The sequence below is a fragment of the Kitasatospora sp. NPDC058190 genome (genome assembly GCF_042883685.1).
Classification (GTDB): Bacteria; Actinomycetota; Actinomycetes; order Streptomycetales; family Streptomycetaceae; genus Kitasatospora.
Window position 1 is genome coordinate 26,199 of record NZ_JBHVVI010000087.1, and the last position, 12,320, is coordinate 38,518.

Below are 12,320 nucleotides of genomic sequence, written 5' to 3' on the forward strand. Positions count from 1 at the left end.
GCAGAGCATGGTGATCATCGGCGGCGGGCTCGGCGGCCTGTCCACCGGCTGCTACGCGCAGATGAACGGCTACCGGACGCGGATCCTGGAGATGCACGAGCTGCCCGGCGGCTGCTGCACCGCCTGGGACCGCGGCGAGTTCACCTTCGACTGCTGCGTGAGCTGGCTGCTGGGCAGCGGGCCGGGCAACGAGATGCACCGGATCTGGCTCGAACTCGGCGCCCTGCAGGGCAAGCGGATGCGCAACTTCGACGTCTTCAACGTGGTGCGCACCCGGGACGGGCGGGCCGTCCACTTCTACTCCGACCCGGACCGGCTGGAGGCCCACCTGCTGGACCTCGCCCCGGAGGACGCCCGGCAGATCCGGCAGTTCTGCGCCGGACTGCGCACGTTCCGCGTGGCGCTGACCCGTTACCCCTTCCTCAAGCCGGTCGGGCTGATGGGCCGCTGGGAGCGCTGGCGGATGCTGGCCTCCTTCCTGCCGTACGTCAACGTCATCCGGCGCTCGATCACGGTGCTGATGAGCGACTACTCGGCGCGGTTCCGCAGCCCGCTGCTGCGCGAGGCGTTCAACTTCGTGCTGTACGAGAAGCACCCCAACTTCCCGGTACTGCCGACCTACTTCCAACTCGCCTCGCACGCAGGGAAGTCGGCTGGAGTTCCGGAGGGCGGCTCGCTCGGCCTGGCCCGCTCGGTCGAGCAGCGCTACCGGCGGCTCGGCGGGGAGATCACCTACAACGCCAAGGTGACCGAGATCCTGGTCGAGCGGGACGCGGCGGTCGGGGTGCGGCTCAGCGACGGCCGGGAGGTGCGGGCCGACATCGTGGTGGCGGCCTGCGACGGGCGGACCACCGTGATGGACCTGCTCAAGGGCCGCTACCTGAACGACACCTACCGCCGGCTGTACACCGAGACGCTCACCGAACCGGGCATGGTCTTCCCCGGCTACCTGACCGTCTTCCTCGGCCTGCGCCGGCCCTTCCCGGCGGGCGACCCGTGCACCACCTACCTGCTGGAGGAGGAGTTCGCGGCGCGGCTCACCGGCATCCGGCACCCCAGCATCAACATCCAGTTCCGCAGCCGCCACTACCCGGAGCTGTCGCCCGGGTCGACCACCGTCGTCTACGCCAGCTACTTCTGCGACATCGCCCCCTGGCGGCGGTTGAGCACCGGCCCCGAGCAGGCGCCCCGGCTGCGGCGCGGCGAGGAACTGCACACCCTGCCGGTCGGCCGGGGCCGGGAGTACCAACGGGAGAAGCGCCGGGTGCGCGACGCCGTCATCGAGTTCCTGGACGGGCACCACCCGGGGCTGAGGGACGCGGTGGCCGTCAAGGACGTCTCCACCCCGCTCACCCAGGTCCGCTACACCGGCAACTACGACGGCACGGTGCTCGGTTGGCAGCCGTTCGTGGAGAGCGGCGAGACCCTGGAGGAGGAGATCAGGCGCAACGGCCCGGGGCTGCCGGGCCTGGCCGACTTCTACCTCTCCGGGGTCTGGGCGACCACCGGTGGCCTGATCCGCGCGGCCGCCGCCGGCCGGCACGTCGTCCAGTTCATCTGCCGCGACGACCGCAGGCCGTTCACCGCCGAGGTGGACGACAGCGCGCCGCCGCCCACCCTGATCACCGAGCCGGTCGGACCCGACGACCGGCAGTTTGGAGTCCCTTCGTGAGGGTCGAGAAGTGGGTCGTCCGGGAGCACCTGGACGGCGTGCCGGACGTGGACCGGATGTACCGGAAGGTCGTGGAGGAGGTGGACGTCCGGCTCGCCGAGGACGAGATGCTGCTGCGCACTCGGTGGGTGTCGGTGGACCCGTACCTGCAGGGCATCGCGCTGGACACCCCGATCGGCGACCACATGGGCGCCGACTCGATCATGGAGGTGGTGCGGGCCGGGCCCGCCGCGCGGTTCGCGGTCGGCGACCTGGTCCAGGGCTTCGGCGGCTGGCGCAGCCACGTGATCAGCAACGGCGCACCCGTGCCCTGGCGGACCGGCACCTTCCCGATGGTGTTCCCGGCCTACCGCCGGCTGGACCGCGCGGACTACGACGAGCAGTTGCCGATCACCACCGCGCTCGGCCTCCTGGGCGGGCCCGGGATGACGGCCTGGGGGACGGTGGAGAAGTTCCTCGACGTGCGACCCGGTATGACGGTGGTGGTCAGCGGGGCCGGCGGCGCCGTCGGCTCGGTGGTCGGGCAGCTCGCCAAGCGCCGCGGTGCGCGGGTCATCGGCACCACGGCGACCCCGGCGAAGGGGGACTGGCTGCGGGAACTGGGCTTCGACGAGGTGCTGCACTACCGCGACGGCGACGATCCGGAGCGGGTGGCCAAGGAGCTGGCCGGGTTCGCCCCGGGCGGGGTCGACCGCTACTTCGACAGCCTGGGCGGCACGCTCACCGACGTGGTGTTCGGGATGCTCGCGGTGGACAGCCGGGTGGCCGTCTGCTGGCAGTGGGGGAGCCAGGTCGGCGGCGAGTGGGCCGGGCCCCGGCTGCTGCCGATGATCATGTTCCCCCGCACCACCATCCGCGGCGTCTTCTCACTGGAGTGGTTCACCGAGGAGAACTGGGCCGCGCTGCGGCGGGACCTCGGCGCGCTGGTCCGCAGCGGGGACCTGCGCTACCGGCAGACCGTCCACCAGGGGTTCGACGGCATTCCGGCGGCGTACCGCAGCCTCTACGAGGACCGCTCGGCGAGCCGGGGGAAGGTGCTGGTCAAGCTCTGACGCACCGTCGGATCTGAAAGAGTTTCAGTGTAGTGATTGACTAGTGTTCTACTGGACCACAACAATTCAGGGGTAGGCCTCAACGATGCGAGGAGATGCCCCGTGATCGAATTCCATGTGGACCGGGCGGACGGCCTCCCGGCCTACGCGCAGCTCGTACGTCAGGTGCGGGAGGCGCTCAGGCTGGGAGTGCTCAGGCCCGGGGACCGCCTCCCGGCCGTGCGGGACGTCGTCGTCTCGTGCACGGTCAACGCCAACACCGTGCTCAAGGCCTACAAGGAGCTGGAGCACGTCGGCCTGGTCGAGGCCCGCCAGGGCTCCGGCACCTTCGTCACCGGCTCGCTCGGCGCCGTCGACCCGCACGACATGGCCCGGCTGCGCAGCGGCCTCGCCCGCTGGGTCGTCGAGGCGCGCCGGGCCGGGCTGGAGGACGAGGACGTCAAGGCCCTGGTCACCGCGGTGCTGGCCGAGGAGCCGGCCGCCGCTGACCGCGCCGCCGCCGAGCGCGTCACCGACGGCCGCGCCGCCGCCGAGCGGGCCACCGGCGGGGCCGGCTGGCACGGGGTGCGGGCGTGACCGCCGTCGAACCGGCCCTGACGGTGCGCGGGCTGACCAAGAGGTACCGGGGCGTCACCGCCCTGGACGACTGCACCTTCACCCTCCCGGCCGGCGGGGTGGTCGCCCTGGTCGGCGCGAACGGCGCCGGGAAGTCGACCCTGATGAGCATCGTCAGCGGCATGCTGGACGCCACCGCCGGGGAGTACCGGGTCGGCGGCCGGGTCGTGCTGCTCGCCCAGGACAAGCCGCTCTACCGCGACTTCAGCGCCGCCGACATGCTGAACTTCGGCCGGCACACCAACCGGGTGTGGGACCAGTCGCGCGCGCTCGCCTGGCTGGAGCGGTTCAACATCCCGCTCGACCGGCGCTGCGGCAAGCTCTCCGGCGGGCAGCAGGCCCAGGTGGCGCTGGCCGTCGCGCTCGGGGCCTGCCCCTCGCTGCTCCTGCTGGACGAGCCGCTCGCCAACCTCGACCCGGTCGCCCGCAAGGCCGTCACCGGCGAACTGCTCGGCGAGGTGGCCGAGACCGGGATGACCGTCCTGCTCTCCACCCATGTGGTGGCCGAACTCGCGGGCGTGGGCGACCACTTGTTGCTGCTCTCGCACGGGCGCAACATCCTCGACGGCGACGCCGAGGACCTCCTCGCCCAGCACCTTCGGCTGACCGGTCCACGGGCCGACCGGCCGCCGGTCGAGGGCGAGGTCGTGCACGAGAACCACACCGCCCGGCAGTCCACCTTCACGGTGCGCACCCTGCTCGGCGCGGCGACCCCGCTGGAGGCCCCCGGCTGGTCCGGGCACCCCGTCACCCTGGAGGACATCGTGCTCGCGTACCTCAAGTCCTCGCTCGGGGAGGCCGTCCGGTGAGCGCCCCGACCACCACCCCGCCGCCCGCCGCCACCACCCGGCCGGCGCCCGCCGCCCGCGACAACCTGTGGCGCGGCATCCTCTGGCTCACCTGGCGCCAGCACCGTACGGTGCTGATCGGCGCCACCGCCCTGACGGCCGCCTTGCTCGTCTGGATGGCCGTCAACGCCTCCGACCTGCAGAGCGCGATCGACCTGTGCCACGGGCCGGACTGCGCCAAGGCCGTCGCCGACGAGCGGCTCGCCCGGATCAGGGACGGCTCCGACATCGCCGGCTACCAGCTGAACCTGGTGGTCTTCCTGCCCGCGATGCTCGGCATGTTCATCGGGGCGCCGCTGCTGGCCCGGGAGTACGAGCAGCGCACGCTGATGCTCGCCTGGTCCCAGGACATCACCCCGCTGCGCTGGCTGTTCGGCAAGCTCGCCGTGCTCGGCACCGTCATCGGCGCGCTGGCCGCCGCGCTCGCCGGTGAGTGCCTGCACGTCGCCCAGCTGGTCCACCTCGCCGACCGGCGCAGCCTGTTCGAGGGGACGCTCTTCCAGGCCGGCGGCTGGATGCCGCTCACGCTCGGCCTCGGTTGGGGGATGTTCGGCGTCGCGGTGGGCGCCGCGCTGCGCCGGGTGCTGCCCTCGCTGGTCGTGGTGCTCGGCGCCTTCGGCGGGCACACCACGCTGATGGATCGGCTGCGGCCGCACCTGATGGACCCGGTGACGCAGACCATTCCGCTGGGGCCGGACCGGGGTGCGGGCGGCGATCCGTTCGCCGCGGTGCCCAACGAACTGGTGCTGGACGGAGGCAAGGCGCCGTTCGTGGACGCGGCCGGGCAGGTCCACCCGTACAGCGAGGTGATGTCGCACGCCTGTGGCAGCATCCCGGACGGGCGGGGGGACGCCTTCTTCTCCTGTCTCAAGCAGCAGGGGTACGTCGGGATACAGCAGAGCCTGCAGCCGGAGGGCCGGCTGGGGACCTTCCACCTGATCGAGAACGGGATCAACCTGACGCTGTTCGTGGTGTCGCTGGCGGTGACCTGGTGGCTGGTGCGGCGGGGGCGGGCCGCGGCGTAGTTCAGGGGGAGAGTGGGCCCCTCGGCCTGGCGGTGCCCCGGGCGTCGGCTGATCGGGCGTCACCGCTGGTTCGTCAGTGTTCGGCTCGGGCGGCTCGGGCGGCTCGGGCGGCTCGGGCGGTTCAGGCGGTTCAGGCGGTTCGGGCGGCGAGGAGCGGGCCCAGGACCTGGGTGCCGGGGCCGGTTCGGCCGCCGGGGCCGGGCAGTTCGGTCGTGTTGGCGGAGGTGAGCGGCCCGCCGCAGTGGCCGCAGGCCATCACGGGCGTGGTGTCCTGCCCGCAGTCCAGGTGGCGGATCCGGGCCGGCGGGCCGGCCTCGCCCGCGTACCAGCGGTCGCCCCAGGTCATCAGGGCCAGCAGCACGGCGTGCAGTTCGGCGCCCTTCTCGGTGGCTCGGTAGTGCTCGCGAGGCGGGTGTTCCTGGTACCGCTCGCGGACCAGGACGCCCTCGTCGACCAGCCGGGCCAGCCGGGCGGCCAGGACCTTGCGGGAGATGCCCAGGTCGTGGGCCAGATCGGTGAGGCCGCCCGGGTGCTCGCCCCCGGCGGCTCCCTCGTCTACGACACCGTCAGCCGCACCGCGATCTCCCGGCTGGTCTACCTCGGCGCCTTCCAGACCGTGCCGATGACCCGGATCATGCCGCCCGGTCGCTATGCGTCCGGGCGGCTGCGCACCCCGGACGAGGTCACCGCCGCACTGGCCCGGAGCGGCCTGCGCAACCGGGACATCCGCGAGTTCAAGCCGCGGAACGCGCTCAGCCTGGTCCGGGCGATCCTGGCGCGCCGAAGCGGCAGGATCACCGATGAGGAGATCCCACCGCTGGTCGACTTCGTCCTGTCCCAGGCCGCCCGGCCGCAAGTGACCTACCTGGGGCACGCGGTGAAGCGCTAACCGGTGATGCCCGCGGCGCGCAGGCGGCGTTCGACGTCCGCCCACTCGGGGGTGGCCGGGGTGGTCGGGCGGCTGCCCACGGCCTTGTCCTTGAAGCCGCTGGAGGTGGAGACGCAGACCACCGGGCCCTCGCCCAGGGCCTCGTCGCCGAGACTGCGCAGGCCGGCCAGGCCGGCCGCCGAGGACAGCTCCGCCCACAGGCCCGCGCGGGCCAGCTCGCGCTGGGCGTCGGCGAGTTGGCTGTCGTCCACGATCAGTGCCCGGCCGCCGCTCTCGCGCACCGCGACCACGCCCCGGTAGCCGCTGACCGGGGAGGCGATCGAGTAGGCGTCGCTCGGGCCGACCGTCACGCGGGTGGCGGGGACGCCCTGGGCGATCGCCCGCCGCAGCGGGCCGGAGGCTGCGGACTCGCAGGAGAAGAGGCGCGGCACCCGGTCGGCCAGGCCGAGGCGGCGCAGCTCGGCGAAGCCCTTCCAGACCCCGAACAGCAGCTCGCCGTAGCCGGTCGGCACGAACACCGCGCTCGGCACTCCCACATCCTGGAAGATCTCGTACGCCACGGTCTTGTAGCCCTCGGGGCCGTAGGCGTGGCCGGTGTGGGTGGTGGTCAGGTTGCTGACCGGGTGCAGGCCGAACCGCTCGACCACCTGCCGCAGCAGCGGCCAGCGGGCCTCCCACGGCACCGGCAGCACCACCGCGCCATAGGCGTTGAGGAACGCGTCCACGGCGGGCGGCACGTCGGGGCCGGTGAAGACGACGCAGGGCAGTCCGGCGCGGGCGGCGTAGGCGGCGGCCGAGGCGCCGTGGTTGCCGGAGGAGGCGACCGCGATGCCGGGCGCGCCGACACCCACGGCGGCGCCGGCGGTGCAGCGGTTCAGCCGGTCCTTGTGGCTCCAGGTGGGGTTGCGGGACTCGTCCTTGATGTGGACGCCCGGCTGGATCTCCACCAGCGGGGTGGCGCCCTCGCCGAGGCCCGGCGCGAGCAGCGGGGGCAGCAGCGGCGCCCACCGCTCCAGTCCGCCGCGGCCCCTGGCGGGGGCGAACAGGCCGGCCGGGTCGACCTTGTCGTAGGCGTAGTCGACCTCGACGGGGTAGGAGACGTCCTCCGAGCCGGTCCGCGGGCAACCTGCGGTGAGCGGGGGCCAGAGCGGGTAGTGGAGGTCGGGGTCGCCGAGCGAGCGCTGGCCGGTCGCGAGGGAGTCGTCTGCTGCCATGTAAGCACCATAGCCGTGTTTCAGGTGCTACAGGGTAGGGTTTTTGATTCCCCTGCGGGAGGGCACACTCACCGGGACGTCGGAGACCGGACAGGACCTGGGGGCGGCATGGACAGCGGCATGCGGGCGATGGTCGACGCGGTGGGCGAGGCGCGGCGGCAGCTGCGGGAGAACGCGCTGCCGAAGGCGCGGGAGAGCGGGCGGGACAAGGTCCCGGCAGCGGATGAGCCCGTGATGCTGGGTGCACTCGCCGATCTGGTGGAGGTCGTGGCGGAGCTGGCGACGGCCCTTTCCGGCCGGATGGCCACGAATGAGAGCCCGCCGTTCTACAACGGGGCCGGCAAGCGGCTCAGGGACCAGGCCCGCTATCTGCGGGAGGCCGAGCAGAAGGTCGCCAAGCGGCTGAACTGAGCGTGCTGCGGCCGCCGACGCCCCCGTCTCTGGGCGCCGGCGGCCGGTTCGAAGGCTCAGCGGTGGCCGGCGAACTGCACCACCTGCTGGTACGTCGGCCGGTTCTGCCAGGTGGTCTTGTCGTCCGTCACCCCGCCCAGCGGCCGCTGGATGATGGTGTCGGCGCACCACTGGTCGCCGGCCGAGCAGTCGCCGTCGCCCGGGTAGACCTGGGCGGGGGTCTGGGCGGCCGCCTGGCTCAGGGTGTTCAGCAGCACGTTCCGGCAGGCCGTCAGGTCGCCCGCGCCGCAGAACGGGCGGGCCAGCGGTCCGGCGACCGGGTCGCCGAGGACGGACCGCAGGTCCTTGTCCAGGTAGCTCCACCAGCCGTACTGGAAGGCCGAACCCTTGTGCGGGATGGACTCGTTGGCGCTCACCGGACCGCTGGCGGCGGCGCCGGTCTGCCCGCCGGAGGGCGATTCGTTGATCTGCAGTGCGCCGGTCAGGGCGGTGAACAGCTGGTCGCCGAGCCCCGGCCGCATGACGCCGTCGGCGACCAGCGGCCACCAGGCGTCCATCACCCGGATCGCGGTGGCGTCCGCGTAGGTGTGGCTGCCGGCCGACGTCTCCTTCCGCTGGCCGCCGTCGGCGAGCCAGGCCTCCAGCTGTTGCAGCGCGGTGAGGGTCGCCGGGTCGGTGACCGGCCCGCTGCGCAGGACCCGGATCAGGTCGGGGAGGACGTCCTCGGCCCGCAGGTCGGTGAGCGCGGCGCTCTCCATGGCCTGGGTGAGCGAGACCCGGCTGACCTTGCCGCCGTCCTTGAGCAGCGCCTTGACGCGGTCGTCGAGCAGGTTGGCGCGGTGCACCGAGCCGTTGCCGAAGCCGGCGGTGGTGTAGCCGTCGGCCTGCTTGTTGTTCCAGGAGACGTAGTAGTCCTGGTCGACGGACTGCGGGTGCTCGGCGGGCGGGGTGTACCGGGCGGTGTTGGTGGCCGGGTCGAAGTCGGCCCACTCGTAGGCCGGTTGGGCGAGGACGGGCAGACCGGCGTCGACGCCGGGGGCGCGCACCGGGTTGCTGCCGGAGTTGTAGTACGCGATGTCACGGGAGTCGGCGTAGAACCAGTTGAAGGTGTAGTTGATGTCCTGCGCCGCCTGCTGGAAGCTCGGCGCGTCGTGGACCGCGCCGGGGTCGTTCAACTCCTGGAAGCCGATGATGGAATCGGCCTCGTGCCGGTAGGTGGAGCGCAGCGAGGTGAACGCGACGGGCGTGCCGCCGACGGTGCCCCGGGCGGTCACCAGGCCGTAGTTCGAGCGGTACATCACCAGGGTGTAGGAGCCGGCCGGGGTGGAGTCGGCGGTGGTCGGGCTCCACGCGTCCTTGCGTTCCAGCCGGTCGAAGGGCAGGCACTGGCCGTGCCAGAGGTAGGAGTTGGCGGCGGTGGTGACCGGCGAGCCGTCGGTGGTGCAGAGCGGGACGGCGTAGGTGTCGGTGATGTCCTGCCCGGCCGAGGTGGCGCTCCAGGCGTAGTCCTGGCCGCGGCCGAGCTGCACGTAGAAGCTCAGGCCCGCGAAGGCCGCGCCGCGCGCGCTGATCCCGGGGCCCTGGATCTCCTCCAGCATCAGCAACTGCGGGGCGAAGTAACCGGTTTGCGGGCCGAAAACGGCGACCGGGTGGCCGTCGTCGGTGTGCGCGCCGGAGACCAGCAGGGCGTTGGACATGCCGTGCTTCGCGGTGAGCAGGTTGCCGGGCAGGACGCCGTTCGCGGTGGTCGTGGCCGACCCCGCCGAGCCGGTGGCGTCGTAGATCATCCGCTCGGGCACCACCGAGCCGGGGTCGGGCAGCGCCTGGCCCTGCGGCTGGTCGGGCACGGTGGCGTACGGGAAGCTCTGCCCGTCGTGCAGGGTCTGCACCGCCTCGGGGTCGTCGGCCTCGCGCAGCGACTTCCAGAGCGCGTCCCCGGCGTCCTTGCCGTAGCGGGCCTCGGCGGCCGACTTGACCTGGGCGGAGGCGAGTTCGTTGCCGCCGCCCGCGCCGAACAGCGCGCCGACCACGGAGGCCAGGGCGACCAGGTCGGTCAGCTTGAACGGTTCGATCGAACCGGCGTTGGTGATCGGGTCGATGTGCCCGGTGAGGTCGTACTCGCCGGGGAAGGTGCGGCCGTTGTACGCCTGCGTGACGTACTGGTTGACGCCGTCGAGGTAGGCGTTCGCGTCGGCGAGCGCCTGGGCGGCCCGGCCGCCGCGGGCGGCGAGCGCGTCGATCTGCTGCTGCAATTCGGCCTCGGTGTACGGCGCGGCCTGCCAGAAGCTCTGCTCCAGCTGGCGGTTGGCGGCGGCGCCGCCCGCGAAGCCGGACAGCTCGCCACGGCCGACGTGCCGGAACAGGTCCATCACCCAGAGCCGGTCCTGCGCGGCGGCGTATCCCGCGCCGAACTCGGTGCCGTAACGGGTGGTGCCGGTGATGTGGGGTATGCCGGCGGCCTTGTCGCGCACGATGGTGACGTCCGGGCGCGGAGAGGTGGTGCTGGCCACCTGGTCGGCGGGGACGCCGAAGGAGGCGTCGTTGAAGAAGCCGCGCAGTCCGGCCTCGGTGAGCCCGGGGTACCCGGAGGCGAGCGCCGCGTACGGGCCGAGCTGGTCGTCGGTGTGCGCGGGGCGGCTGCCGAACATCCGGTTGATCAGGATCTCGGCGAGCGTCGCGTTGCCGTTCTCGCCGGGCGGGAGGATGTCGGTGCAGTGGCCGCCGCAGTAGTCGGCGGCGGCCGTCGTGGTGTCGGTGGGGACGGCGGTGGCGGTGGTGGGGGTGGTCAGGGCGGCGGTGACGAGTAGGGCCGACGCGAGGGCGGCGGCCGGGAATCGGAGGCGGTGGGGGCGTGGGCGCAAGGCGAGCTCCTCCGTCGAAGCCACGGGGAGTCGACGGTAGGGGTGCTACTGGACGGTTGGCTAGTGGCGTGCATGCCATTTCGCGATTGCCGCGCGGGAGTTGACGGTCGGACGGGTGACCGTGCGGGGTTCATGCGGGGACGATCGGGATGGCGACGCCCTTCCTGCCCGCGGCCTACCCGGCCTCCCCGCCGGCGAGGGCGGCCACCGCGCCCGGGGTGGCCGGGGGGGTCGGGGTGGAGACCACGAACTCGCCCGGGTCGTCGTCCATCCGGAGCGCATCCTCCGGCAACGGCCGGATCCGGTGGCTAACCGGCGGTGGGGTCGGTCTGGCTGACGGCCGCCAACAGGTGGGCCACAAGGGGGTTCCGGTCGTTCCGGCGCCAGGCGACGGCCACCCGGGTGCAGTCGGCGGCGGGCTCGATCCGGCGGAACGCGACGCCCTTGAGCCGGATGCGCCGGATGCTCGCCGGGGCGAGCGAGACGCCGAGGCCGGCCTCCACCAGCGCGCACACGGTCTGCCACTCCACCGCGTGCTGCCCGATCCGCGGGGTGAAGCCCGCCGCGGTGCACAGGCCGGTGATCCGGTCGTACAGCTGCGGGCCGACCGCGCGGGGGAGCAGCACGAACGGCGAGTCCGCCAACTGGGCGAGCCGGACGCTCCGTTGACTGGCGAGCGGGTGGGTGGACGGGAGTACGGCGACGAAGCTCTCGCTGAGCACGGTGCGGAAGCAGAGCTCCGGGTCGGCCTCGGGCGGTTCGCGCAGCAGGCCGAGGTCGATGTCCCGGTCGTGCAGGGCGGCGAGCTGCGGCGCGGTGGTCATCTCGCGGATGTCCAGGTGCACGCCCGGGTGTCGCTCCCGGAAGGTGTGCAGCAGGCCGGGCAGGACGGTGAGCGCGAGCGAGGCGGAGAAGCCGATCCGCAGCCGGCCCGTCTCGCCGCTGCCGACGGCGCGGGCGGCGGCCAGGCCGTCCGCGAGCTCGGTCAGTACCCGTCGCGCGGCGGGCAGCAGCTCCCGGCCGGCCGCCGTCAGCGTGATGCCGCCGGGTTCGCGGTGGAACAGCGGATGCCCGACCTTCTCCTCCAGCCGGCGGATCTGCTGGCTCAGCGGCGGTTGGGCGATGCCCAACCGGGCGGCCGCGTGACCGAAGTGGAGTTCCTCGGCGAGGACGGTGAAGGCGTACAGCTGGGGGAGGGGGAGTTCGGGGCGCTGCTCCATACGCCCAGGGATATCACGTCATGCCCAATGGTGTATTGGACGTATCGGTGCAGGCCACCTAGCGTTCCGCGCATGACAGAGCGACGTGCGATCCTCAGCGGTTCGATCTTCGAGGAGCAGATCGGTTACGCCCGGGCCGTGGTGGACGGTGACTGGGTGCACGTGTCCGGCACGACCGGGTTCGACTACACCACCATGACGATCTCCGAGGACGTGGTGGAGCAGGCCGAGCAGTGCCTGCGCAACATCGGGGCCGCGCTGGCCGAGGCGGGGTGCGGCTTCGGCGACGTGGTGCGGGTGCGCTACCTGCTGCCCGAGCGCGCGGACTTCGAGCCCTGCTGGCCGGTGCTGCGCCGCTGCTTCGGCGACGTCCGGCCGGCCGCCACCATGATGGTGTGCGGCCTGGCCGACCCTCGGATGAGGATCGAGATCGAGGTGTACGCGCGGCGGGCTGCCTGACCGCAGACCCCCGGTGCCGACCGCGGGCCCGGATCCGACGGCAGCCGTCGGCTG

12 protein-coding genes are annotated in these 12,320 nt (G+C 72.8%); 8 read left to right on the forward strand and 4 right to left on the reverse strand.

The window, feature by feature from the left end; translation table 11 throughout:
- The first annotated feature begins 7 nt into the window (after positions 1-7).
- The 5 genes from ACFVWU_RS31785 to ACFVWU_RS31805 all read left to right on the forward strand — a co-directional run bounded on the left by ACFVWU_RS31785 (position 8) and on the right by ACFVWU_RS31805 (position 5,212).
- Positions 8-1,672, forward strand: a complete 1,665-nt coding sequence (locus ACFVWU_RS31785) for a phytoene desaturase family protein (RefSeq protein ID WP_387627361.1) — start codon at positions 8-10, stop codon at positions 1,670-1,672.
- The gene (locus tag ACFVWU_RS31790; RefSeq protein WP_387627340.1) at positions 1,669-2,724 is read left to right on the forward strand and encodes a zinc-binding dehydrogenase; all 1,056 of its coding nucleotides are present in this window, start codon (positions 1,669-1,671) and stop codon (positions 2,722-2,724) included. Before ACFVWU_RS31785 ends, ACFVWU_RS31790 begins: the two co-directional genes overlap by 4 nt.
- A 102-nt stretch (positions 2,725-2,826) precedes the next feature.
- A complete protein-coding gene (locus ACFVWU_RS31795) occupies positions 2,827-3,300 on the forward strand; it encodes a GntR family transcriptional regulator (RefSeq protein WP_387627342.1) in 474 nt (157 codons plus the stop codon).
- Positions 3,297-4,148: an ABC transporter ATP-binding protein gene (locus ACFVWU_RS31800; RefSeq protein WP_387627343.1), complete on the forward strand. Its 852-nt coding sequence runs from the start codon at positions 3,297-3,299 to the stop codon at positions 4,146-4,148. The genes ACFVWU_RS31795 and ACFVWU_RS31800 overlap by 4 nt, the downstream gene beginning before the upstream one ends.
- Entirely contained in the window at positions 4,145-5,212 is a 1,068-nt protein-coding gene (locus ACFVWU_RS31805) for a hypothetical protein (RefSeq protein ID WP_387627345.1), read from the forward strand. Before ACFVWU_RS31800 ends, ACFVWU_RS31805 begins: the two co-directional genes overlap by 4 nt.
- Positions 5,213-5,342: 130 nt before the next feature.
- On the opposite strand, the gene ACFVWU_RS31810 is transcribed toward ACFVWU_RS31805, so the two are convergent.
- Complete coding sequence (locus tag ACFVWU_RS31810; protein ID WP_387627363.1) at positions 5,343-5,690, reverse strand: winged helix-turn-helix transcriptional regulator; 348 nt, start codon at positions 5,688-5,690, stop codon at positions 5,343-5,345.
- On the opposite strand from ACFVWU_RS31810, the gene ACFVWU_RS31815 reads away from it, so the two are divergent.
- Positions 5,577-6,101, forward strand: a complete 525-nt coding sequence (locus ACFVWU_RS31815) for a hypothetical protein (protein WP_387627364.1) — start codon at positions 5,577-5,579, stop codon at positions 6,099-6,101. The two genes, ACFVWU_RS31810 and ACFVWU_RS31815, sit on opposite strands and share 114 nt — an antisense overlap.
- Here ACFVWU_RS31815 and ACFVWU_RS31820 read toward each other — a convergent pair.
- Positions 6,098-7,315, reverse strand: a complete 1,218-nt coding sequence (locus ACFVWU_RS31820) for a pyridoxal-phosphate dependent enzyme (protein WP_387627347.1) — start codon at positions 7,313-7,315, stop codon at positions 6,098-6,100. The two genes, ACFVWU_RS31815 and ACFVWU_RS31820, sit on opposite strands and share 4 nt — an antisense overlap.
- Positions 7,316-7,423: 108 nt before the next feature.
- Here ACFVWU_RS31820 and ACFVWU_RS31825 point away from each other — a divergent pair, with 108 nt between their 5' ends.
- A complete protein-coding gene (locus ACFVWU_RS31825) occupies positions 7,424-7,726 on the forward strand; it encodes a hypothetical protein (protein ID WP_387627349.1) in 303 nt (100 codons plus the stop codon).
- 56 nt (positions 7,727-7,782) lie between these two features.
- On the opposite strand, the gene ACFVWU_RS31830 is transcribed toward ACFVWU_RS31825, so the two are convergent.
- Both ACFVWU_RS31830 and ACFVWU_RS31835 read right to left on the reverse strand, forming a co-directional pair.
- Complete coding sequence (locus ACFVWU_RS31830) at positions 7,783-10,587, reverse strand: penicillin acylase family protein (protein WP_387627350.1); 2,805 nt, start codon at positions 10,585-10,587, stop codon at positions 7,783-7,785.
- 308 nt (positions 10,588-10,895) lie between these two features.
- Complete coding sequence (locus tag ACFVWU_RS31835; RefSeq protein WP_387627352.1) at positions 10,896-11,807, reverse strand: LysR family transcriptional regulator; 912 nt, start codon at positions 11,805-11,807, stop codon at positions 10,896-10,898.
- Positions 11,808-11,879: 72 nt separating this feature from the next.
- Between ACFVWU_RS31835 and ACFVWU_RS31840 the strand changes: the two genes are divergently transcribed.
- A complete protein-coding gene (locus ACFVWU_RS31840; RefSeq protein WP_387627354.1) occupies positions 11,880-12,266 on the forward strand; it encodes a RidA family protein in 387 nt (128 codons plus the stop codon).
- Positions 12,267-12,320: the final 54 nt, after the last annotated feature.